The sequence below is a fragment of the Nonomuraea sp. NPDC050556 genome, assembly GCF_044457355.1.
GTDB lineage: Bacteria > Actinomycetota > Actinomycetes > Streptosporangiales > Streptosporangiaceae > Nonomuraea.
Genome location: NZ_JBITGU010000002.1, coordinates 2,184,775 through 2,207,463 on the forward strand (window position 1 = coordinate 2,184,775; position 22,689 = coordinate 2,207,463).

17 protein-coding genes and 1 pseudogene are annotated in these 22,689 nt (G+C 69.3%); 6 read left to right on the plus strand and 12 right to left on the minus strand.

Annotation, left to right across the window (positions count from 1 at the left end):
* Window positions 1-56: 56 nt before the first annotated feature.
* From murA to ACIBG8_RS28550, 3 genes are all read left to right on the plus strand, one after another.
* The gene (gene murA / locus ACIBG8_RS28540; RefSeq protein ID WP_397346016.1) at window positions 57-1,334 is read left to right on the plus strand and encodes a UDP-N-acetylglucosamine 1-carboxyvinyltransferase; all 1,278 of its coding nucleotides are present in this window, start codon (window positions 57-59) and stop codon (window positions 1,332-1,334) included.
* A gap of 178 nt (window positions 1,335-1,512) precedes the next feature.
* The gene (locus ACIBG8_RS28545) at window positions 1,513-2,802 is read left to right on the plus strand and encodes a transcriptional regulator (RefSeq protein ID WP_397346017.1); all 1,290 of its coding nucleotides are present in this window, start codon (window positions 1,513-1,515) and stop codon (window positions 2,800-2,802) included.
* 261 nt (window positions 2,803-3,063) lie between these two features.
* Window positions 3,064-4,014: an EamA family transporter gene (locus tag ACIBG8_RS28550; protein ID WP_397346018.1), complete on the plus strand. Its 951-nt coding sequence runs from the start codon at window positions 3,064-3,066 to the stop codon at window positions 4,012-4,014.
* 108 nt (window positions 4,015-4,122) lie between these two features.
* Here the strand turns inward: ACIBG8_RS28550 and ACIBG8_RS28555 are convergent, their stop codons facing one another.
* From ACIBG8_RS28555 to ACIBG8_RS28565, 3 genes and pseudogenes are all read right to left on the minus strand, one after another.
* Entirely contained in the window at window positions 4,123-5,871 is a 1,749-nt protein-coding gene (locus tag ACIBG8_RS28555) for a dipeptide ABC transporter ATP-binding protein (RefSeq protein ID WP_397346203.1), read from the minus strand.
* 54 nt (window positions 5,872-5,925) lie between these two features.
* Window positions 5,926-6,693: pseudogene (locus ACIBG8_RS28560) on the minus strand (ABC transporter permease); the annotation flags it as partial.
* Window positions 6,690-7,670 carry an ABC transporter permease gene (locus ACIBG8_RS28565; RefSeq protein WP_397346019.1) on the minus strand — a complete coding sequence of 327 codons (981 nt, stop codon included), beginning with the start codon at window positions 7,668-7,670 and terminating at the stop codon, window positions 6,690-6,692. The pseudogene ACIBG8_RS28560 and the gene ACIBG8_RS28565, both read right to left, overlap by 4 nt.
* Before the next feature lie 79 nt (window positions 7,671-7,749).
* On the opposite strand from ACIBG8_RS28565, the gene ACIBG8_RS28570 reads away from it, so the two are divergent.
* Complete coding sequence (locus ACIBG8_RS28570) at window positions 7,750-9,387, plus strand: ABC transporter family substrate-binding protein (protein WP_397346020.1); 1,638 nt, start codon at window positions 7,750-7,752, stop codon at window positions 9,385-9,387.
* On the opposite strand, the gene hisC is transcribed toward ACIBG8_RS28570, so the two are convergent.
* From hisC to ACIBG8_RS28615, 9 genes are all read right to left on the minus strand, one after another.
* A complete protein-coding gene (gene hisC / locus ACIBG8_RS28575) occupies window positions 9,360-10,433 on the minus strand; it encodes a histidinol-phosphate transaminase (RefSeq protein ID WP_397346021.1) in 1,074 nt (357 codons plus the stop codon). The genes ACIBG8_RS28570 and hisC overlap by 28 nt on opposite strands.
* Window positions 10,434-10,442: 9 nt before the next feature.
* Window positions 10,443-11,303, minus strand: coding sequence for a hypothetical protein (locus ACIBG8_RS28580; RefSeq protein ID WP_397346022.1), 861 nt, complete (start codon window positions 11,301-11,303; stop codon window positions 10,443-10,445).
* Entirely contained in the window at window positions 11,300-12,277 is a 978-nt protein-coding gene (locus tag ACIBG8_RS28585; protein ID WP_397346023.1) for a hypothetical protein, read from the minus strand. The genes ACIBG8_RS28580 and ACIBG8_RS28585 overlap by 4 nt, the downstream gene beginning before the upstream one ends.
* Window positions 12,270-12,794 carry an RNA polymerase sigma factor gene (locus tag ACIBG8_RS28590; protein WP_397346024.1) on the minus strand — a complete coding sequence of 175 codons (525 nt, stop codon included), beginning with the start codon at window positions 12,792-12,794 and terminating at the stop codon, window positions 12,270-12,272. The genes ACIBG8_RS28585 and ACIBG8_RS28590 overlap by 8 nt, the downstream gene beginning before the upstream one ends.
* Before the next feature lie 31 nt (window positions 12,795-12,825).
* Complete coding sequence (locus tag ACIBG8_RS28595) at window positions 12,826-13,491, minus strand: NrtR DNA-binding winged helix domain-containing protein (protein WP_397346025.1); 666 nt, start codon at window positions 13,489-13,491, stop codon at window positions 12,826-12,828.
* Window positions 13,492-13,501: 10 nt separating this feature from the next.
* The gene (locus ACIBG8_RS28600) at window positions 13,502-15,283 is read right to left on the minus strand and encodes a DUF4434 domain-containing protein (RefSeq protein WP_397346026.1); all 1,782 of its coding nucleotides are present in this window, start codon (window positions 15,281-15,283) and stop codon (window positions 13,502-13,504) included.
* Complete coding sequence (locus ACIBG8_RS28605) at window positions 15,284-16,372, minus strand: glycosyltransferase (RefSeq protein ID WP_397346027.1); 1,089 nt, start codon at window positions 16,370-16,372, stop codon at window positions 15,284-15,286.
* Between the two features lie 19 nt (window positions 16,373-16,391).
* On the minus strand, window positions 16,392-17,654 hold the full coding sequence (locus ACIBG8_RS28610) for a nucleotide sugar dehydrogenase (RefSeq protein ID WP_397346028.1): 1,263 nt from the start codon (window positions 17,652-17,654) through the stop codon (window positions 16,392-16,394).
* Between the two features lie 115 nt (window positions 17,655-17,769).
* Complete coding sequence (locus tag ACIBG8_RS28615; RefSeq protein ID WP_397346029.1) at window positions 17,770-19,437, minus strand: glycosyltransferase family 4 protein; 1,668 nt, start codon at window positions 19,435-19,437, stop codon at window positions 17,770-17,772.
* A 55-nt stretch (window positions 19,438-19,492) separates the two neighbouring features.
* Between ACIBG8_RS28615 and wecB the strand changes: the two genes are divergently transcribed.
* The gene (wecB, locus tag ACIBG8_RS28620) at window positions 19,493-20,620 is read left to right on the plus strand and encodes a non-hydrolyzing UDP-N-acetylglucosamine 2-epimerase (protein WP_397346030.1); all 1,128 of its coding nucleotides are present in this window, start codon (window positions 19,493-19,495) and stop codon (window positions 20,618-20,620) included.
* Window positions 20,621-20,644: 24 nt separating this feature from the next.
* Window positions 20,645-22,675, plus strand: a complete 2,031-nt coding sequence (locus ACIBG8_RS28625) for a glycosyltransferase (RefSeq protein ID WP_397346031.1) — start codon at window positions 20,645-20,647, stop codon at window positions 22,673-22,675.
* Window positions 22,676-22,689: the final 14 nt, after the last annotated feature.

Genomic DNA, 22,689 nt, shown 5'->3' on the forward strand with positions numbered 1-22,689 from the left:
CGGCTACTGTGGGGCGCGATCCAGCCTGTCCGAATATCGAGCGAGGAGCCGCACGAATGGTCCGTTACCGCGTGCGCGGCGGCAACGCACTGCGTGGAACCGCCTTCATCCAGGGCGCGAAGAACGCCGTGCTGCCCATGATCGGCGCGGCTCTGCTCGCCTCAAAGGGCCGCACCGTCCTGCGTAACGTCCCGATCATCGAGGACGTGAGGCGCGCCGTCGAGCTCGCCGAGTCCGTCGGCGCCCACGTGGAGCTGCACGAGGCGGAACGCACGCTGGTCATCGACGCCTCCACGCTGAGCAGTCCCGTGCTCCCCGCCGAGATCGCGCGGCGCTTCCGCGGTTCCGTGCTGTTCACGCCGGCGCTGCTGCACAGGCTCGGCGAGGCGATCGTGGAAGGGGTCGGCGGCTGCAATCTCGGCAGCCGCAACCTCGACTTCCACTACCTCGGCTACAAGCGCCTGGGCGCGATCGTCGACGAGGGCGAGACCGTCATCCACGTCAAGGCCTCCGGCCTGACCGGCGCCACGCTCTACCTCGACACGCCGTCCCACACCGGCACCGAGAACCTCATCATGGCCGCCGCCCTGGCCAAGGGCACCACGGTCATCGAGAACGCGGCTCTCGAGCCCGAGGTGCTCGACGTCATCGACATGCTCACCAAGATGGGCGCGAGGATCAGCGGCGGCGGCACCGGCTTCATCACCGTCGAGGGCGTCGACGAGCTGCACGCCGTCGAGCACACCGTCATGCCCGACCGCCTCGACGCCGGCGTCTTCGCCATGGCCGCGGCGATCACCGGCGGCGAGCTGAGCCTCGTCGGCACCGGGCTCGACCTGGGCGTGGTGCGCTACAAGCTGGAGCAGATGGGCGTCGACTTCGCCCGCCAGGGCGCAGTCCTGCACGTGCGGTGCGACCGGCCGCTGCGGCCGATCAACATCATCACCGACACCTACCCCGGCTTCGCCACCGACCTGCAGTCGCCGATGATGACGGTGGCCTGCCTGGCCGACGGCGTCAGCTACATCCACGAGCGCATCTTCGACGGCCGCTTCGCGCTGGCCGGCGAGCTCAACAAGATGGGCGCGGACGTCGACGTCGAGGGCAACAGGGCCGTGGTTCGTGGCGCGACGCCGCTCACCGGCACCGAAGTCACGGCGCACGACCTCCGTTCCGGAATCGCGCTCGTACTCGCGGGTCTGGCGGCTAAGGGCGAGACGGTCATCGAGTCCGGTTACCTCATCGACCGCGGCCATGCTCAGCTCGCCGAGCGAATGCGGGCACTTGGCGCGGACATTACGCGAGAGATTTCTGGCACCCGAAATCACGCGTAAACATGCTCCGAGCTGCTGAAATACCTCTCTGGACGGCCAACTAGAACGGCTTTCCGGAAAAGTCGGGCGTGACATTACGGCCCTCGCGAGCGATCGTTCCAAAAGAGAGCACTAAGCGATGGGACGAACATTGGTCGAGAGGGCCGAAGAAACTCCCCGAGTGTCACGCCCGGGCGCCATGACACCGGACCTCACCATCGGCGTGGTCGGACCCCACGATCTCGTCGAGCGGGTAATGCTGATGGGTCACGCAGCCGCGCCCTTGCCCTGCCGCCTCGTGGCGGCCGCCTACCGCGATGAGCAGGAGGCGGCCGACAAGGTGACAAGGCTCGGTCCCGGTGTGGACGCATGCCTTTTCGCCAGCCCGGTCCCCTATGACCTGGCTAGACGATCTGGCGTGTTGACCATGCCGGCGACGTACGTCCAGCTCGGCGGTGCGGCGCTGGTCGCCGCGCTGGCGAAGGCGGCGCTTGACCCGCGGTTCGACCCGCAGCGGGTGAGCATCGACGTCGTCTCACGGGCCGACGTCGAGGAGGCGTACACCGATCTGGGCATTCCGGCGACGGATGTGCACAGCCGGGACGAGCCTGGAGCCACAGGCACGATCGCCGCCTACCACGAGCGACTCGCTCGCCAGGGCGCCACCACGGGCGCGCTGACCTGCCTGCCGGCGGTTGCCGACCGCCTGCAGACGGCCGGTGTGGCCGTGATCCGGATCAGGCCGACGTCGGCTGCGGTCCGTACGGCGCTGCACACGGCTGCGTTGCTCGGCGCGCATCACCGGCTGGAGGAGTCGCAACTCACCGTCGTGCTGGTGGAGGTGCCGACGCTGCGCGAACCCGTGCGCCGCGCCGCGCCCCGCTACTGGCGCGACGAGCTGCGGCTGTCGCTGCACCGACTGCTGGTGCAGGAGGCCAACCGGATCAACGCGACCGTGTGGCCGATCGACGATCACAGCTACCTGGTCACCGCGACCAGGGGCTCGATCGTCGCGGCCACCGACGGCTTCCGCGTCCTGCCCTTCGCCTCGCGCATCCGCGACGAGCTGGGGCTGGCCGTGGAGGTGGGCGTGGGCATGGGTCGTACGACACACGACGCGGAGTCGCACGCAAGAGCCGCGCTGGCCCGCACGCAGGCGGGCAAGCAGGCACAGGGATTCGCGGTGGACCGCGAGGGGCGGGCGCTGATTCCGGCGCCGAGGATGCCTCCTCAGGGGTCGACTCCGCTCAAGCCGAAGGGGGTGGAAGTTCTCGCCAGACTGGCCGCGAAGCTGGAGGGCGGGGACACGGTGGTGGACGCGGAGGGAGCCGGCAAGATGCTCGGCGTCACACCGCGTACGGCACGGCGATTGCTGCGCACGCTGGTTGACGAGGGACTCGCGTGGCCGCTTCCGCCGAACCGCACGCCCCAGCCGGGTAGGCCGAGGCAGCTCTACAGGTTGATCGTGGAGAAGCTCGGCCCGCGTTAATCCTTTGGACAGGTCCGCCGTCCCCCTTCCCCTTTACAGGGGCGGCGGACCGCCAGACTTCTTATGGCGGTTACGGACCTTCTGGGGGTACGGCGGAGCCGTGGGATCGCCACCCGCCGCACGTGGCCGGGGGGCCTCCTTCATGGCACTCGACCGCACACCGTCCCGCCGCTACATCGGTGTGGGCTGCGCCGAGATGGTGGGTCTCGCCTGGTGATACGTTTCAGGAAATGTCGGTGCTTGTCGCTATTGTCATGAGCTATGGGACAAGTCACCACTGACAAGCGCGTCACCCTGGGCGTCTGGGTGGCCCTCGGGGTCGTCTATGTCGTGTGGGGTTCCACGTATCTCGGCATCGGGATCGCCGTCGAATCCATCCCGCCCATGCTCTCGGGCGCCATCCGGTTCGTCGTCGCCGCCGGGTTGCTCGCCGCCTTCATGGTGGCCCGCGGCGGGTTCAGGTCGCTCAAGATGACCTGGCCCGAGTTCAGAAACGCGGCGCTCGTCGGGATCCTGCTGCTCACGCTGGGCAACGGCATGCTGGCCGTCGCCGAGCAGTCGATCTCCACCGGCCTCGCCGCCCTGCTGGTGGCGTCCGTCCCGCTCTGGCTGGTCGTGTTCAGGTTCGTCGTCAGGGACAGGCCCAAGATGCTCACCCTGGCCGGCGTGCTCGTCGGCCTCGGCGGTGTGGCGGCCCTGTCGCTGACCGGCGGCGAGGGCGCCAGCACCTCCGGCATCGTCGTGGTGCTCCTGGCCTCGCTCTCCTGGGCCATCGGCTCGTTCCTGTCCGGGCGCATCGCGATGCCGTCCAACGCCTTCGCCACCAGCGTCGTCGAGATGCTCGTCGGCGGCGCGGGGCTGGCGATCCTGGGCAGCGGGCTCGGCGAGCGGCTCGACGTGTCCGCCGTCACCGGCCGGTCGTGGATCGCGCTGGTCTACCTGATCCTCGTGGGCTCGCTCATCGGGTTCACCTCGTTCGCCTGGCTGCTGGGCAACGCGCCGATCTCGCTGGTCGCCACCTACGCCTACGTGAACCCGGCCGTCGCCGTCGCGCTCGGCGCGCTGGTGCTGAACGAGTCGATCACCGTCCAGATCGTCGCGGGCGGCCTGGTGATCCTCGTCGGCGTGGCCCTGGTCATCTCCACCGAGCGGCGCAAGAGCCCAGGCGAGGCCGTCGACCTCGCCCAGGAATTCGAGCAGGGCCGCGTCTAGCCATTCTCAGGATGCTCCTGCGCGCCCCCAGGAGCGCGCCTGAAGCCCGTAATGATCTCACGGGAGGTTCGGGGCTACCGTGCGCGTCGCACAGCTCACGGACGGCCATCAGGCCTTCAGCGAGGGAACGGCGGCGTAGTGGCAGGCCACCGTGTGGCCCGGACGCGCCTCCACGCTCTCGGGTCGCTCGGTGTCGCACCTGGCGGGGTCGGCGAGCCCCGCGTAGACCGGGCACCTGGTCCTGAACGGGCACCCGTCGTGCCGCTCGAACGGGCTCGGCGGGTCCCCGGCCAGCAGAACCCGCTCGCGTGAGCGCTCCAGCGCCGGGTCAGGGATCGGCACCGCCGAGATCAGCGCCCGTGTGTAAGGGTGCAGGGGCCTGGACAGCACGTCGTCCGTCGGGCCGCTCTCCACGGTCCTGCCCAGGTACATCACGCTCACCCGGTCGGCGATCTGCCGCACGACGGCCAGGTCGTGCGAGACGAACAGGTAGGCCAGCCCGAGCTCGTCACGCAGCCGGGCGAGCAGGTCGAGGATGCCCGCCTGCACGGTGACGTCGAGCGCGGAGACCGGCTCGTCCAGCACCACGAGCTCGGGGCGCACCGCCAGCGCGCGGGCGATCCCGATGCGCTGGCGCTGCCCGCCGGAGAACTCGTGCGGGAACCGTGAAGCGTGCGCCGCCTCCAGCCCCACCTGCTCCAGCAGCGCCGGAACGCCGTCCACCGGCAGGCCACGCGTGCGCAGCGGCTCGGCGACGATGTCGCCGACGGTCATGCGCGGGTCGAGGCTCGACATCGGGTCCTGGAAGACGATCTGCACGTCGCCCTTGGAGAGGCGGCGCCCGAGGATCTCGAAGAGCGTCGTGGTCTTCCCCGACCCCGACTCCCCGACCAGCCCGACGGTCTCGCCGGGACGCACGGTCAGGTCCACCCCGTCGACCGCGTAGACGGTGCCGACCCTGCGCTTGAACACGTTGCCGCGCAGCAGCGGGAACGTCCTGGTGAGCCCGCGCACGTCGAGCACCGGCTCGGCGTCGGGCACCAGCCTGACCGGCACGGACGCGTCCAGCCTGGGCACCGCCGCCAGCAGGCTTCTCGTGTACGGCTCGCGCGGCGTCGCGAACACCTCTTCGGCCGAGCCCTCCTCGACCACCCGCCCGTCCTTCATCACCAGCACCCGGTCCGCCAGCCCGGCGATGACCCCCAGGTCGTGGCTGACCAGGACCATCGCCGCGCCCGTCTCCCGCTGCGCCGTACGCAGCAGCTCCAGCACCTGTGCCTGGACGGTCACGTCGAGCGCGGTGGTCGGCTCGTCGGCCAGGATCACGTCGGGGTCGTTGGCGATCGCCATCGCGATCATCGCGCGCTGCCGCATGCCGCCGGAGAACTCGTGCGGGTAGGCGTCGGCCCTTCTCGCGGCTTCCGGGATGCCGACCAGCTTGAGCAGCTCGACCGCGCGCTGCCGCGCCTCGGCCCTGGTCACGTCCCGGTGGGCGAGCACCGCCTCGGCGAGCTGGTCGCCGATCCGGTACACGGGGGTGAAGGCGGACAGCGGGTCCTGGAAGATCATGGCGACCTTGGCGCCGCGCAGCCGTACCAGGGTGGCCGTGTCGGCGCCGATCACCTCGACGCCGCCGAGCCGTACCGAGCCGCTGACCGTCGCGGTGGCGGGCAGCAGGCCCATCGCGGCCAGCGCAGTGACCGACTTGCCCGACCCTGACTCGCCGACGACGCCGAGCACCTCGCCCCTGCGCAGGTCCCAGCCGATGTCGCGGGCGGCGACAGCCGTACCGAACGAGACGGTCAGGCTGCGCACGGACAGGACCACGTCGTCCGGGACGGGGTCGACGTCCTTCAGTGCGGTGAGCTTGCCTCTGACCGGGCGGGCGGCTGCCGAGGTGGGGTCGAGATTGTCGCGGAGGCCGTCGCCGACCAGGCTGACCGCCAGGACGAAGACGATCAGCAGTCCTGCGGAGAAGAAGAACATCCACGGGTAGCTGAGCGCCGCCTCGGTGCCCTCGGCGATCAGCGTGCCGAGCGAGACGTCCGGCGGCTGCACGCCGAAGCCGAAGTAGGACAGCGCGGTCTCGGACATGACGGCGCCGCCGACCGCGATCGTCGTGTCGATGATGAGGAACGACGCGACGTTGGGCAGGATGTGCCGCCAGATGATGCGAAATTTCCCGACGCCCATGAACTCGGCCGCCCGGACGAAGTCGCGCTCCTTCAGCGACAACGTCATCGAGCGCACGATCCGCGCGCTGATCATCCAGCCGAGCACGCCGAGGATGAGCGCGAACGCCAGCCACCCGGCGCCCTTCAGCCGAGGCGACACCATCGAGATGATCAGGAACCCCGGGAAGATCAGCAGCAGGTCGATGCAGAAGCGCAGCACCCGGTCCGTCCAGCCGCCGACGTATCCGGCCGTCGCCCCGGCCAGCGAGGCCAGCACGGTCGAGAACAGCGCCACGACCAGGCCGATGATCAGCGACTTGCGCAGGCCGTAGGTGGTCATGGCGAAGACGTCCTGGCCGATGCGGTTGGTGCCCCACCAGTGCGCGGCCGATGGCGCCGCCCTGATCGCGGTGTAGTCGACGGCGAACGGCGCGGCCGGGCTGAGCACCGGGCCGAGGAAGGCCAGCAGGAACAGCAGGCCGATGACGACGAGTCCGGTTCTCATGCCTGGCGCACCCTGGGGTCGAGGGCCGCGAGCATCAGGTCGGCCGCGAAGCCGGACAGCAGGATGACGACGGCGGCGAAGAGGTTGACCGCGACCACCGAGTTGAGGTCCTGCTTGCCGACCGACTCCATGAACCAGTCGCCCATGCCGTGCCAGCCGAAGATCCGCTCGGTGAACGCGGCCCCGGTGAAGATGCCGAGGAAGCCGAAGGCGAAGAAGGTGGTCATCGGCACCAGCGCGGTGCGCAGGCCGTGCTTGAGCATCGCCCTGCGCGGGTGCAGCCCCTTGGCCAGCGCCGTGCGCAGGTAGTCGGAGCCGAGCACGTCGAGCATGGTCGCGCGCTGGTAGCGGCTGTAGGCGGCGATCGTGCCGAGCGCGATGGACAGCGTGGGGAGCAGCAGGTGGGCGGCCCGGTCGCCGAGATGGGCGAGGAACCCGCCCTGCAGGCCGGGCGTCTTCTCACCGGTGAAGTCGATCAGGTGGACCACGTTGGTGTTGAGCCAGGTCGTGCCGACCTTGAGCAGGGTGGCCAGGAGGAAGACCGGGGTCGACAGCAGCACGAAGGACAGCACGGTGATCGTGCGGTCGGACAGGCGGTATTGCCTGATCGCGCCCCACGCCCCGGCCAGCACTCCGGCGACGGTGCCCACGACCGTGCCGACCAGCAGCAGCCTGAGGCTGACGCCGATGCGGCGGCCGAACTCCTCGTTGACCGAGGTGTCGTCGATCGTCTGGCCGAGGTCGCCGCTAGCCGCCCGCAGCGCCCACGAGCCGAACCGCTCGACGAACGGCACACGGTCGTTGACGCCGAGGGAGGTCAGGTGCGCCTCGACCATCTCGGCCGGCGGCCTGGGCTGGCGGCCCTCGAAGTACGCGCGGGGATTCATGCTGGCCGAGGCCAGGCCGTACGAGAAGAAGAGCGCGACGAGCAGCAGCGCGAGGTAGTACCCGGCGCGTTTGCCGAGGAAGGCCAGCACCCGTTTCCTCCTGACTTGAACAGTAAACGACACTTACCCTACTGTTTAAGCAGGTAATAGGGGAAATTAGGAGAAAACCATGAGATTGCCCGTCGCGATAGCCGCCCTGGCGCTGGCTGTTTCCGCCTGCGGGAGCGCGCAGTCACAGCCGCCCGCCGCGGCCCAACCGAGTGCGACGCAGGTGGCTGCAGACGCGACCGGCATCAACCCGCAGCCGCTCGACAAGTTGAAGGACGGCGGCTCGCTGCGGATGAGCATCCAGCAGTGGATCACCCAGTACAACGTGAGCCATGTCGACGGCGGGCAGGGTGACGGCGCCGCGATCGTCGAGCTGGTCGAGCCCAACCTGTTCACCAGTGACAGCAAGGGGGTGGCGCACGCCAACCCCGACTACCTGGTCTCGGCCGAGGTGACCTCGACCAGCCCGCAGGTGATCACCTACAAGCTGAACCCGAAGGCCAAGTGGTCGGACGGCAAGCCGCTGGGCGTCAAGGACTTCGAGACCCAGTGGAAGACGCGCAACGGCAAGGACAAGGCGTACCTGACTGCGGGCTCAGCGGGGTACGAGCTGATCAGCAAGGTCGAGCAGGGCGCCGACCCGAGCGAGGTCAAGGTCACCTACAGCGAGCCGTTCGCCGACTGGCAGTCGCTGTTCGACCCACTGCTCCCCTCCGCGGCGACGGACACCCCGGAGAAGTTCAACAAGGGCTGGATCGAGCAGGTGCCGATCACCTCGGCCGCCTGGAAGATCGGCACCTACGACAAGACCGCGCAGACCATCACCGCCGTGCGTGACGACACGTGGTGGGGCGCGAAGCCGAAGCTCGACACGATCGTCTTCCGCGCCATCGACCCGGCGACCGCGCTCGACGCCTACCTCAACAAGGAGATCGACTACGTCAGCGCCAGCCGTACGGAGGCGTACGTCCGGTTGAAGGACGACCCGACGACCGACATCCGCGTCGGCGCCCGGTGGGACGAGGTGTTCGTCCTGCTCAACGGCGGCCGCGGGCCGCTGGCCGACCAGCGGGTGCGCAACGCCGTCGAGAAGGCCGTCGACCGGCAGGCGCTCGCCACGGTCGCGCTCAAGGACCTGCCCGTCCAGCCCACGACGCTCGGCAGCCACTTCTTCATGCCGAACCAGGAGGGCTACCAGGACAACTCAGGCGAGTACGGCAAGCTCGACGTCGAGGGCGCCAAGAAGCTCCTCGCCGAGTACGGCAAGCCGGTCAAGCTGTCCTTCGTGCTCAACGCCGACTCCCCGCAGCAGTCCGTCGACCAGGCCACGCTGCTCCAGCAGATGCTCGGCGCCGTCGGCATCCAGCTGACCATCGACAAGGTGCCCGGCAACGACTACTTCGAGAAGTACGTCTGGCGCGGCAACTTCGACCTCGTCTCGTTCCGCAACGTCGACCAGCTGTTCCTGTCGCAGGCCTACGAGTCCTACCAGCAGCCCGAGGGCGACAACGTCTACGGCAACTACGGCAAGGTCACCTCGCCCGAGCTGATCGCCCTGCTCAAGAAGGCGCAGGTCACCACCGACCGGGCAGCGGCGATCAAGCTCTACAACGAGGCGGACGCGCTCATCTGGCAGCTCGGCCACTCCATCCCGCTCTACCAGCGGCCGCAGCTGCTGGCCGTGCGCAAGGGACTGGCCAACTTCGGCGCCAGCGGGCTGTCGTCCGACGACTACAACAAGGTCGGCTGGGAGAAGTAGGCGCCCGCCGCCTTGATGAAGGTGTCGTTCGCCTCGGGATCTCCGATGGAGATCCTGGCTCCCTCCCCGGCGAACGGCCGCACGGCCACACCCTCGACCGCGCACGCGGCGGCGAAGTCGAGGGTGCGGTCGCCCAGCCGCAGCCACACGAAGTTGGCCTCGGTGGGCGGCACGTCATAGCCCTGCGCGATGAGCGCCTCGCGGACGCGGGTGCGCTCCTTGACCACGAGGTCGACCCGCTCCAGCAGCTCGTCCTCCGCCGCCAGCGAGGCGACGGCGGCGATCTGCGCGAGCGAGTTGACCGCGAACGGGATGATCGTCTTGCGGACGGCCGAGGCGACGGGCTCGTGCGCGATCAGGTAGCCGACGCGCAGCCCGGCCAGGCCGTACGCCTTGGAGAACGTGCGCAGCACGCAGACGTTGGGGCGGTCGCGGTAGAGCTCCAGCCCGTCGACCACCTCGGCGTCGCGCACGTACTCGCGGTAGGCCTCGTCCAGCACCACCAGGACCGTCTCCGGCACGCGGTCGAGGAACGCCTCCAGGGCCTCGCGCCTGATCGAGGTGCCCGTCGGGTTGTTCGGGTTGCAGACGAAGATCATCCTCGTCTGCTCGGTGATCGCGTCGGCCATGGCGTCCAGGTCGTGGTCCTCGCCCTTGAGCGGGACCCGCACCGAGGTGGCACCGGCCAGGTCGGCCAGCAGCGGGTAGGCCTCGAACGAGCGCCAGGCGTAGATCACCTCGGCGCCCGGCTCGCTGACCGTCTCGAACAGCTGCTGCGCCACGGTCACCGAGCCCGCGCCGAGCGCCACGTGCTCCGCCGGTACCCCGTACCGCTCGGCGATGGCCTCCGTCAGCCTGACGGCGCCGGGGTCGGGGTACCGGTTGATCTGCCTCGCACCCTCCGCGATGGCCTCGACCACCGACGGCAGCGGGTCGTAGGGCGACTCGTTGGAGGAGAGCTTGTACGACCGGCCGTCGGCGCTCGCGACGGCCTTGCCGGCCTTGTAGGCGGGCATGGTGTCCAGGATGGGACGGAAACGAGGCATGTCCATACTTTAGTCGGCTGCCGGAACGGCAGGCTTCTGGTCCGTCCACCCGACCTTGGTGAACGTCGTCAGGTTGGTCTTACCGGGCACTGCCTTGCCGTCGACCTTGGACTCGACGGCCAGCGACCTGAGCGTCATCGACGTGGGGTCCACGGTCACCAGCTTGTCGACCTGGTCGCGCTTGCCCTTGTACGTCGGCAGCGCGAAGGTGTTCCCGCCGAGGTCGCGCACGCCCGGGACGGTCTTCAGCGCCTGGAAGGCCGCCGTCCTCGTCTCCTTGGTGACCGGCCACTGGTAGAGCAGCTGGCTCAGGATGTCGGCCACGTAGTAGTCCTGGCGGCTGGTCCAGTCGTCGAGCTTCGACCCGGGCGCCGTCGTCTTGGCCTCCTCGGCCGCCGCCTCCGCCCACTCCTGGAAGTCGGCGGTGACCTTGCTCTTGAGCGCCGCCGCGTCCTTCGGGAAGCGCTGGAGCTCCTGGAAGGTGATCGAGTGTTCGTTCCAGTGGAATCCAGGCCGCCCGCCGACCGGCTTGACCCAGCCCTCTCCCGGCTTGGTGGACAGCTTCACCTTCATGCCCTCGGTGCGGTACGTCCACGAGGTCGGCGAGCCGTCCGCCTTCCACTTGGCCTCGTCGGCTGGCGAGGCGGGCCTGGTGCCCTGGGGGCGGAAGCCGGTCCAGGACCTGCCGTCCTTGGTCCACCAGTCGGACGAGCTGCGGCGCTCGTTCACCCAGTAGCCGCTGCCCACCTGGCGCGGGTGCGTCATGCTGAAGACGGTCTCGACCTGCCAGTACGTGCCGCCCTCAGCGCTCGCGGGCGCGGTCGAGGTCAGCGACCCGGCCAGCATGGCCGCGGCGATCAGGACGTTCATCGGTTCTCCTTCTTCAGGGGGTTGCTGTCGGCCCAGTGGCTCTCCTGGACCAGGGTGAAGTCGGTGAGCAGGCCCTTGGTCCTGGTCTCTATCGACAGCGCTGCACCGGTGGCCGGGTCGATGATCAGCCGCTCGGTGGTGTCCGTCTGGGCGCCCGGATACTCCACGGCCTCTCCCGTACGGCCCAGCCGATCGGTGGCCTTACCGGCCGCCGACACCCCGGAAAGGCTGGCGAGCAGCCGGTAGGCGGCGGCCCGCACCTCGGCCGAGACCGGATAGTAGGCGACGACCTCGGCGGCCCGCATGGCCGTCTGCTCCTCGCCCAGCAGGCCGCGCAGCTCCTCGGGGGTGATCTGGCCGATCCCGGTCAGCGGCTTGCCCGAGGCCACGACGCGCCAGTCCCAGTCCTCCGTCTGCGAGAGCTCGACCTTGCCGGGAGCCGCGTCGAGGTACCACTCGCCCGGCTTGCCCGCCTTGTAGGTCCACGTCGCCGGGGAGCCGTCCGCCCGCCAGGCCGCCTCGTCCTGCGGCGTGACCGGCTCGACCCCGAGTTCCTGCTGGGCGATCCAGGTGGATCCCTCGGGATCCGCCGGGATCCAGGTCTCCTCCGTGCGTCGCCGCTCCAGCAGGTAGCGGTCGCCAGGGTCGCGGTACTGCGACCCCTTGACCAGCCTGACGCCCCACCAGGAGCCCTGGTCGGGTGCCTTGGCCGCCTCGGTGGCCGCGGCCAGCAGGATGTCCCGGGCGGTGTGCTGGGTGGTGTGCTGGGCGGGCGTCGAGGTCAGCAGCATCACGACGGCGGCGGCGGCGCCGAGCAGCCCGGTGAGCGCCGACGTCCAGACGGCGGTCCTGCGCCTGCCGCGCCCCTCGGCCGCGTTCACCTCCGTCATCAGCTGCTCGCGCCAGGCCGCGATGGCCTCCGGTGAGGGAGGCGGTGCGGCGAGCAGCTCGCGCACGGCGGCGTGCTCATCCATCTGTTCCTCCAAGCATGGGGTTGGTGTCGCCCAGGGCGACGCGTAATTTCTTGCGCACACGGCTGAGCCGGGAGCCGACGGTGCCGAACGGGATGCCGAGCGCCTGGCCGACCTCTTCGTGGCTGAGGTCGGCGAGCGCCACGAGCAGCAGCACGTCGCGCTCACCGTCGGACAGCGTGGCGAGCGCGGTGGCGAGCTGCCCCTGCGCGCTCGCCGCCATCACGCGGGTGAGGACCCGCTCCTCGTGGCTGTGCGGCTGCTCGGCGGGAACCCTGCGCAGGGCGGCCAGCCGCCTGCTCTCACTTCTGCGGTGCAGGGAGACCAGGTTGTTGGCGATGCCGTAGAGCCAGGGGCGCACTTCGCCGCGTGACGGGTCGAACCGATCGCGCTTCCTGAACGCGGTGAGGAAGGTCTCGGCCGCCAGGTCGTCGGCGAGCTCCGAGCCCAGGCGTCCGGCCAGATACCTGTGGATCTCCAGGATGTGGCGGTCGTAGAGCTCGTCAAACTTGAGTGTCACACCAGTACTCAACCGATGGGGCGAATCGCTTTCATTCTTTGAGCGAGCGCAGCATCGGCGGGTGGAGCAGCTCGGCCGGGCCGCGCTGGTAGAGCTTGGCGGGGCGGCCGCCGTCGCGGGTGGTGGTGGCGCCGGTCTCGACCAGGAAACCCTCGGCCTTGGTGACCTTGCGGTGGAAGTTGCGCGGGTCGAGCGGGCGGCCCCACACGATCTCGTAGACCTTGCGCAGGTCGGCCACGGTGAACTCGGGCGGGCAGAACGCCGCGCCCAGCGAGGTGTACTCCAGCTTGGCCCTGGCCCGCTCGATGCCGTCGAGCATGATGCGCCGGTGGTCGAACGCCATCACCGCCAGCTCCTCCACGGGCACCCAGGCCATGTGCGCCTTCTCCGAGGCGGGCAGGTCGGGCGACAGGCCCACGTAGGCCACGCTCACCACGCGCTGGCGCGGGTCGCGGTCGGGGTAGCCGTAGGTCTGCAGCTGCTCCAGGTGCACCGGCGCGCCAGGCAGCCCGGCCCGCTCCCCCAGCAGGCGCTGCGCGGCGGCGGGAAGGTCCTCGTCGAGCTGGATGAACCCGCCGGGCAGCGACCAGCGCCTCAGGTAGGGCGGGTTGTCGCGGCGCCAGACGAGGGCGCTCAGCGCGCTGCAGCGCACGGTGAGCACGACGAGGTCCACGCTGACCGGGATGCTGGGGACCATGCCAGGCACGTTACTTGATGCGGACGCGCAGTGGCTCCGTCGTGTCCTTCCCCGAGGGAAGGCGCGCCGCGATCTTCACCCACTCGCCCGCGGGAACCTGGTTCCAGTCGAAGGGCAGCCAGGTGCTCTCCATGCCGTCGGGGAAGTCCTGGTTGGCCTCCTCCCACCCGGTGATCGGCACGTCCTTGCTGCCTCCCGACCAGGTGACGGTGACGGTGCCTTCCTTGAGGTTGTAGCCGCGCAGCTCGAAGCCGTCCTGGTTGTCGCGGGGGGTCCTGACCGCGTCCACGGTGATCGGGCGCTGCCAGTCGTCGATGAGCTCGTCCTCAAGGGAGGGCTTGCCGCACGTCATGAAGTCGCTCCACATGTAGGAGACGACCTTCTGGACGTACCTTCCCGCCATGGTCACGGCCTGGTCCAAGCGCTTCTTGTCGGTCTGGCCGCGGGTCCCCTGCGGAGCGCACGGGACCTTGCCCGACGGCTCGAACGCCTCGACGTTGGCCCAGAGCGCGACCTCGTACCCCTGCTCGATCATCTGGGTGCGGACCTCGGACATCGCGCGGTAGTAGTCGCGGGTGGAGCCGTGGTAGGCGTCGCCGTACGTCGTCTCGCCGACCACCGGGCGCAGGCGCTCGTCCACCTCGTCGTCGCGCTGGTCTGGCCAGAACAGGCCGACCTTGCCCGTGCCTCGGCTGTCCTGCGGGGCGATGATGCCGACGCCGGTCTCGGCCAGCGCCTTGAACGCCTGAGCCACCTGGGCGGGCGTCTGGCCGAAGCCGACCCGCTTGCGCGCGTCCATGTACGGGCTGATGAGGATCGGCTTGCCCTCCAGCACCTGCTCGACGATGTCGTGCTGGGAGCGGTAGACGTCGAGCGTCGGGTTCTTGGCCAGCGTGGCGCCCATCTGCACCTCGAACGGCTGGTAGACGCCGCCCAGCGAGTCGCGGTCCTTGAAGCGCACGCCGTAGTCCTGAAGGATGCGCCTGGTCAGCGTGGTGAGCGGCTCGAGGTGGCGCGGCTGGGCGCGCGTCGGGTTGTCGGTGTCGCGCGGGGCCAGCGGCAGCGCTGGGAAAACCTCCACCGCGAACTGGTCGCCCAGGTCGAGCAGCTGGCTGAGGCTGTCCTTGGCCGAGCCGGCGATCACGATCAGGTCGTAGGCGTCGGGCTTGGCGAAGTCGCAGGTGGGGTTGTCCGAGCCGTCGACGTTGGAGACGAGCACGTAGTAGACCCGGTCGCCGCTCTTGATGGTGCGTTCCATGTTCGGGCAGCGGAACAGGTCGGGGCCGAACGCCTCGTCGGTGCGGTAGGCGTAGGTGCGCGACAGGTGGTTCTTGGGGTTGGCCTGCTTGAGCGCGTCGGCGATGATCTGGCGGCAGGTGCGGCCGCCCTCCTCGCACTTGTCGTACAGCGGGTCGAGCTTGCCGTCCTTGAGCAGGCGGCCCTGGTCGTCGACCGAGCGGTACTGCATGCCGTACCCGATCCTGATGACCGTGTCGCCGCCGACGTTGTGGATCTCCTCGAGCTGGTGGCGCCAGGTGCACGGGTTGCTCTTGGGCATGATCCAGTAACCGGTGACCGCATAGGGCTTCTTGACCTGCGGGTCGAAGGTGCCGCACTCGTCCTTGATCGTGGTGAGCGTCGGGGTCGGCGTCGCCTTCCTCTTGGTGGCGGACGGCGTGGCCGCGGCGGAGCTGGCCGTCTTCGTGGTCGGTCCCTCGCGGGGAAGGACCACGACGACGGCGGCGATGGCGGCCAGGATCGCCGCTCCGAGGAGCACGAAGAGCCAGCGCACCTACTTCTTGACCCCCGCCCAGGTCTCGAGCTGGGAGACGAAGCGCTTGGCTGAGTTGGGCCAGTGGTGGTTGGCGCGGGCGGCCGCGTAGCCGCGCGCGCCCTGGGCGTGCCGCTCGCGCTCCTCGTCCCGCAGGGTCAGTACGGCCTGCGCCACGGCCTTGGGGTCCTCCCACGGCACGACGACGCCGCTCTCGTACCGTTCCACCAGCTCCACCGCGCGCGGCGACGGGGTCGTGATGACCGGGATGCCGTGCGCCATGTACTCCACGATCTTCGTGGGCATCGAGTGGCGGTAGTTGGGCTCGTCGTGCAGCAGCGACAGCCCGGCCAGGGCGCCGTCGAGCCGCTTGAGCGCCTCGTCGTTGGGCATGAAGTCGCGCCACTCCAGCACGCCGTCGGCCACCGCCTGGTTGAGCACCCCGCGCGACTGCGGGTCGGCGTAGCCGATCAGCTCGACCGCCACCCGGTACGGCTGCAGCAGCTTGGCGACCTCGATCGCCTCCATCACGCCGCGGGCGCGGGAGAGCCAGCCGAGGTAGACCACGCGGTCGTCGCCCGGCGGGGTGACCGAGTCGGGGACCCAGGTCTCGTTGGGCACGATGAGGTGGGCGTGCTTGAACCGGCCCGCGTAGGCGGTCTCGGCGAGCAGCAGGTGCAGGTGGCGCTCCGCCGTACCCTCCAGCATCCTGGCCAGGAAGCGGGCGGGCGGGCGCAGGAACGACGGCAGCCACGGCTTGAGCGACAACGTCGCCGGGGTGTCCTCGTGCACGTCCCAGACCACCGGCGGCCTGTTGCGCACGCCCCACACGGCGAACAGCAGCTCGGGGTCGTGGATCAGGACCAGGTCGACCTTGCCGCGCATGCGCTTGAAGAGCTTGCGCGCGGCCATGACCGCGTGCAGGCGCTTGCGCTGCGAGGCTCTGGGCAGGTCGACCCCGGTCACCCAAGGCCTTGGTACCACTCCGTGAGCGGTGAACGACGCGGCGTACGTGACCTCATGACCGGCATCCACGAGGGCGCGGATCTGCCTATGCAGGATCCGGGCGTCCTCGGGGTTATGCACCACCGTCATGACGAGCACGTGCACTTGGCGCAGCCCTCCGTCGCTACAGCCGCTCGACGCGTTCACCCTCGGCGAGAACGCCTCGGGTGTCGAGCACGAGCCTGGCCTTGTCCTCGACCATCGCGAGGTCGAACAGAGCGTGCTGCTGCATGAGCAGCGTCACGTCCGCGTTCGCCACGGCCTCGGCCAGGTCCTCCTCACGCGGCACCAGCGTGCCGTCGACCGCCCACTCCTTGACGTACGGGTCCACGTAGGTGAGCTCGGCGCCCAGCTCCAGCAGCGCACGCGCCACGGGAAGGGCGGGCGTCTCACGCTCGTCGGCGATGTCCGGCTTGTAGGTGACGCCGAGCATGACCACCTTCGAGCCGTTGACCGGCTTCTTGGCCCTGTTGAGCAGGCGCTGCACGCGGGCGACCACGTACGACGGCATCCGCTCGTTGATCTCCTGGGCCAGCTCGACGAACCTGAACGGGTAGCCGAGCTTGCGAACCGTGTAGCTGAGGTACGACGGGTCGACCGGGATGCAGTGCCCGCCGACGCCAGGGCCGGGCAGGAACTTCTGGAAGCCGAACGGCTTGGTGGCCGCCGCCTCGATCGACTCCCACAGGTTGATCCCGAGCTCGTCGCAGAAGATCGCCATCTCGTTGACGAGGGCGATGTTGACGTGCCGGTAGGTGTTCTCCAGCAGCTTGGCCATCTCGGCCTCGCGGGTGCCGCTCACCGGCACCACCTGCTCGATGAACTGGGCGTAGAACTCGGTGGCCCGGTCGCGGCAGTCGTTGGTGTAGCCGCCGACGACCTTGGGCGTGTTGCGCAGGCCGAACTTGGGGTTGCCCGGGTCGATGCGCTCGGGCGAGAAGGCGAGGTGGAAGTCCTTGCCCGCGATCAGCCCCGAGGTCTCCAGCAGCGGGCGGGCCACGTTGTCCGTGGTGCCCGGGTAGGTGGTCGACTCGAGCACGACCAGCGTGCCCTTGCTCAGGTTGCGCGCGACCGTCCCCGTGGCGCCCTCGACGGCCGACAGGTCGGGCCGGTGGTCCTCGTCCAGGGGCGTCGGCACGCAGATGACGATCGTGTTGCTCCTGGCCAGGACGGCCTCGTCGAGCGTCGCGCTGAAGCCGTTGGCCAGCATGTGCTCGAGGTCGGCGTCGGTCAGGTCGTCGATGTAGGACTGACCGGCGTTGAGCGCGTCGACCTTGCGGGGGTCGACGTCCACGCCGACTACCCGCAGGCCTGCCGCCACGGCCTCTTTGGCCAGCGGCATGCCGACGTAACCCAGGCCGATGACCGCCAGGTCGATTTCTGTCACGACAGCGCCTTGGAGAGCCGGAAACAACACTTCATGGTCGCAAAGGTTATCTCAAGTCCACCTAGCTCACGCCTAATGCGACCGAACCCGTCAGAACAGACAGCGAACTTGTAGGTCATCGTTCGGCTAGCGTTCGATAGAGGTCTCGATAAGTTTCCGCAACACGACTCCACGTTCGCTTCGCGGCGACCTCGGCGCGTCCCGCCTCGCCCATCGCGGCGCGCCTGGCCGGGTCCTCGCGCAGGGCGGAGAGGGCCTTGGCGAGCGCCTCAGGGTCGCCTGGAGGCACCAGGAGCCCGGCGCCGTCGGAGCCGACGAGTTCCGACAGGGCGGGCAGATCGCTCAGCACGACGGGCTTGCCGAGCGCCATCGCCTCGACGGGTTTCAATGGCGTAACGAGTCGGCAAACCCGCAGATCCTCGCGCGGGCAGACGAAGATGTCGATCGCCGCCTGGGCCTGCAGCGCCTCCTCGGGACCCACCCGGCCGGGCAGGATCGCGCTCTTCAGCCCGAGCTCCTCGACGAGCTGCAGGAGGTTGTCGCGCTCGGTGCCGTCGCCCACGATCAGGACGCGGACCTGGTCCCTGAGCAGCGCTCCCGCCTGCAGCAGGGTGGCGAAACCCTCGTAGGCCACGATGCTGGAGACGGAGCCGACCACGATCTCTTGTGGATTTATCCCCATTTGTCGCCTGAAGGCATCGCCGTCGTACGCCGCTGTCAGGAGCGAGTCGTCCACGGCGTTCGGCGCGAGGTAGATGTTCTCGCGCGGCACGCCGCGCTCCGCGATCTCCACGGCCATCGTCTCGGCGAGCGTGACGACCGCGTCGGCGGAGTTCATCAGGAACGCCTCGCGCTCGCGCTGGAGCACGTGGCGCTGGCTGCCGATCCGGTTCTCCGGGTCGCGCGAGGCCCAGGTCTCCTCCAGGAAGCCGCGCACCTCGTAGACGAACGGCGTGCCGGTGCGCTCGCGCACGGCGTGGGCGACGGAGCCGTTGCGGTGGTCGGTGGCCGCGTGCAGCACCTGCGGGCGCAGCTGCTTGACCAGGTCGGTGACCCGGTCGGCGCCCTTGACGATGCGGCCGCGGGTCTCGAACGGCACGGCGGAGTGCCCGTCGGGCAGCAGCCGGTGATACGGGATCCCGTCCAGCTCGTCGTACGGCGTGGCGTCCGCGTGGCCCTGCAGCATCGGCCAGCCCCAGCTCGTCACCACGTGGGGGTCGAGCCCGAGCTCCTTCTGCGCGGTCACGATGCGATGCGTGCGCACGGTGTAGCCGGCCTGCGTGTACGGCAGGGCGTTGGTCACGCAGTGCAGCACCCGCCCGGGGACGCGCTCGCCGACGGCCACCTTGGGCTTGGGCGGGATCGGGTCCGGGCTGATCGCGGCCAGCTCGCCCATGTAGTAGGCGGCCCTGCGCTTCACGAAGGGGTATTTGGCGTGCGGCTTGAGCACCTCCGCAGCCATGGAGACGCGGCCGTCGTCCCAGTGCTGTTTTGCCTCGTTCCAGGGGGCCTGGATCATCCGCATGCCGACCTTGCGCACGGCTCGCCGTACAGATCGGGCCGCGGGCCAGGCGAACTTGCCCACGACGGGACGCAGCCGCGGCGGAAGGGCGTCCGCGGCTGCCTGCGCCACCCTGACCGGGTCCGCGCGCACCTTGGAGTACACGACGCGGGAGACGATGACAGGGTGCTGGATGAAGCCTCTGAGTAGCCCACCGACGCCGGCGCGAGCCGACTTGGCAGAAACCTTGGGGGACTCTGGACGACTGGCGTCAGATACCACGCCGTGACCGTACCATAGGCAACGTTTGTCCCTGTCAGCAATGAAAGGCGAGGTCATGAGCGTTCTGCACGTGCTAGGCGCCCGGCCCAACTTCGTGAAGGCAGCGCCGGTGGTGCGGGCACTCGAGGGGCTCGGCGTCCCTCAGGGCATCGTGCACACGGGACAGCACTACGACGCGCTGATGTCGGACGTCTTCTTCGCCGACCTCGGTCTCCCTTCGCCCGTGGCCAACCTCGGAGTCGGCTCCGGCTCGCACGGCAAGCAGACCGCCGCCCTGCTGATCGGGCTCGAAGAGCTCTTCGAGGAGCTGCGCCCCTCGCTGGTCGTGGTCTACGGCGACGTCAACTCCACGCTCGCCGCGATCCTGGTCTGCGCCAAGCTCGGCATCCCCAGCGCGCACGTCGAGGCGGGCCTGCGCTCGTTCGACCGTTCCATGCCGGAAGAGGTCAACAGGATCGTCACGGACTCGCTGTCCGACCTCCTGTTCACCACCTCGCCCGAGGCCCTGTCCTACCTGGCCCGCGAGGGCGTGGCGGCCGAGAAGTGCCACTTCGTCGGCAACCCGATGATCGACAGCCTCTTCTCCGCGCTGCCCTCGCTCGACCCGGCGCCCGTCGTGTCGCGCCTGGGCCTGCCCGACCGTTACGCGGTCGCCACCCTGCACCGCCCGGCCAACGTGGACACGCCCGAGGCGGCGCGCGAGCTCGTCGACGCCGTTATCGCGGTCTCCGAGCAGATCCCGATCGTGGTGCCGATCCACCCGCGCGGCCGTACCCGCCTGGCCGAGGCCGGTCTCGTCGACAGCGGCGGGCTGCGCATCGTGGACCCGCTGGGCTACGTCGACTTCCTGTCGCTCGTGCGCGGCGCCTCGCTGGTCGTCACCGACTCGGGCGGCGTGCAGGAGGAGACGACCATGCTGGGCGTGCCCTGCCTGACCGTGCGCCCCAACACCGAGCGGCCGATCACCGTCACCCACGGCACCAACCGCCTCGTGACGCCCGCCTCGCTGCCGGCCGCCGCGTCCAAGGCGCTCGCCGACGGCGCTTCGACGCCGTCGGGCGACCTGCCGCCGCTGTGGGACGGCGCCGCCGGGCCGCGCATCGCGCGGGTGATCGCGTCGTGGCTGAAAGGCGACAACCTCTCTCCCGCTTCTCGGGCTGTTTCACCCGAAAAGCCGCTTTAATCGACTAGTGACAGGTCGCGCGCTATGACTCCAGAAGAGCCTTCATTTCAGCGGCTCGGGCCGATCAACTGGCTGCCTGAGGACAGGAAGCTGGTCGAGCGGTACGAGGCGGACATCAAGGAGCTGCGGCGCCGCCTGGAGATCGCCGAGGCCAAGGCCGAGTACGCGACCTGGAAGCTGCAGGCGACGCAGGCCAAGCGGACGTTCAAGCTGGGCGAGGCTCTCGGGTCGAAGTCGCCGGGCAAGGTGCTGGGCGCTCTTCGCGCCAAGGAGAAGGCGCCGAAGGCTCCGCGTCCTGTCGCCGAGGTGGCTCTTGAGGCTTCGAGCAGGCCCCCCTTGGTCGAGGTGCCCACGATCAAGTGGCCTGCCGGGCCGGTGAACCGGCCTTCGCTGAAGGTCGCGGTGATCCTGGACGACTTCTCGCGGATGGCGTTCAAGTACGAGTGGGACCAGATCGAGTTCGGTCTCAAGGACTGGCCCTCCATTTTCGAGGAGAAGCGGCCGGACATCCTGTTCTGCGAGTCCGCCTGGCACGGGAACCAGGGGCGCTGGCGCTACCAGATGACCGGCACCAACGCGCCGAAGGAGCCGCTCCAGGAGCTGGTGGCCTGGTGCAGGTCCGAGGGCATCCCGACGGTCTTCTGGAACAAGGAGGATCCGCCGAACTTCGACTTCTTCATCGACACGGCCAAGCTGTTCGACTACGTCTTCACGTGCGACGGCGACATGGTCCCCAAATATCGCGAAGTTCTGGGACATGACCGGGTGGACGTGTTGCAGTTCGCCGCCCAGCCGCGGGTGCACAACCCCATCCAGGAGAAGCAGGGCCGCCTGCACGACGTGGTCTTCGCCGGGATGTACTTCCGCGACAAGCACCCCGAGCGGCGCGAGCAGATGGAGACCGTCCTCGACCCGGTGCGCGAGCTGGGGCTGCACATCTTCGCCCGCAACGGCTCCGTCGACGACAAGTACGCGTGGCCGGAGAAGTACGTGCCGCACATCGTCGGGGAGCTCCCCTACGACCAGATGCTCGCGGCGTACCGGATGTACAAGGTCTTCCTGAACGTCAACTCGGTGCTCGACTCGCCCACGATGTGCGCGCGGCGCGTCTTCGAGCTCTCCGCCTGCTCGACGCCGGTCGTCACCGGGTGGTCGCGGGCGATCGAGGAGACGTTCGGCGACATGATCCCGATCGCGCGCGAGCCGATCGAGTCGTACAACCAGGTCCTGCACCTGATCAACAGCCCCGAGCTGCGGGCCCGCATGGGCCACCTGGCGATGCGCGAGGTCTTCGACAAGCACCTGTTCTCGCACCGGGTGGACCAGATCCTCGGCTTCCTGGGCAAACCCGTCGCCCCCAGGGACCGCTCGATCTCGGTGGTGCTGCCGACCAACCGCGCCTCGCAGATCGAGCACGCGATCTCCTCGGTGGCCAAGCAGATCCACCGGCCCCTGCAACTGGTGATGGTGCTGCACGGGCTCGACATCGACCCGGTCGTCGTGGCCGACAAGGCTCGCATGGCGGGCATCTCCGACGTCGTGGTCCTGCCCGCCTCCGCCGACCTGTCGCTGGGCGCGTGCATGAACCTGGGCATCTCCGCCGCCGACGGCGAGCTCATCGCCAAGATGGACGACGACAACCTGTACGGCGAGCACTACCTGTCGGACCTGGCCCGCTCCTTCGACTACACCGACGCCTCGCTCACCGGCAAGGGCGCCCACTACGCCTACTTCGAGGGCAGCAACACCACGATGCTCCGCCTCCCCGGCCTGGAGCACCGCTACTCCTGGCTCGTCCAGGGCGGCAGCTTCCTCGGCAAGGCCGACCTGTTCCGCACCTACCCCTTCCCCGACCTCACCCGCGGCGAGGACACCGCGCTGGTGCGCAGGCTGAAGGAGGACAAGGTCAAGATCTACTCCTCCGACCGGTTCAACTTCGTGTACTGGCGAAGCGCGGATGCCTCCATGCACACGTGGCAGGCGGACCACATCAAGCTGACGCGCAACGCCCAGTTCTCCTTCGTCGGGCGACCCGACGACCACGTGCTCATCTAATACTTGCACATACA

What these genes read in the sequence shown, in the direction of transcription:
- murA (WP_397346016.1), top strand. Translation starts at nt 57, where the DNA reads ATGGTCCGTTACCGCGTGCGCGGCGGCAACGCACTGCGTGGAACCGCC.
- ACIBG8_RS28545 (WP_397346017.1), top strand. Translation starts at nt 1,513, where the DNA reads ATGACACCGGACCTCACCATCGGCGTGGTCGGACCCCACGATCTCGTC.
- ACIBG8_RS28550 (WP_397346018.1), top strand. Translation starts at nt 3,064, where the DNA reads ATGGGACAAGTCACCACTGACAAGCGCGTCACCCTGGGCGTCTGGGTG.
- ACIBG8_RS28570 (WP_397346020.1), top strand. Translation starts at nt 7,750, where the DNA reads ATGAGATTGCCCGTCGCGATAGCCGCCCTGGCGCTGGCTGTTTCCGCC.
- hisC (WP_397346021.1), bottom strand. Translation starts at nt 10,433, where the DNA reads ATGCCTCGTTTCCGTCCCATCCTGGACACCATGCCCGCCTACAAGGCC.
- ACIBG8_RS28580 (WP_397346022.1), bottom strand. Translation starts at nt 11,303, where the DNA reads ATGAACGTCCTGATCGCCGCGGCCATGCTGGCCGGGTCGCTGACCTCG.
- ACIBG8_RS28585 (WP_397346023.1), bottom strand. Translation starts at nt 12,277, where the DNA reads ATGGATGAGCACGCCGCCGTGCGCGAGCTGCTCGCCGCACCGCCTCCC.
- ACIBG8_RS28595 (WP_397346025.1), bottom strand. Translation starts at nt 13,491, where the DNA reads ATGGTCCCCAGCATCCCGGTCAGCGTGGACCTCGTCGTGCTCACCGTG.
- wecB (WP_397346030.1), top strand. Translation starts at nt 19,493, where the DNA reads ATGAGCGTTCTGCACGTGCTAGGCGCCCGGCCCAACTTCGTGAAGGCA.
- ACIBG8_RS28625 (WP_397346031.1), top strand. Translation starts at nt 20,645, where the DNA reads ATGACTCCAGAAGAGCCTTCATTTCAGCGGCTCGGGCCGATCAACTGG.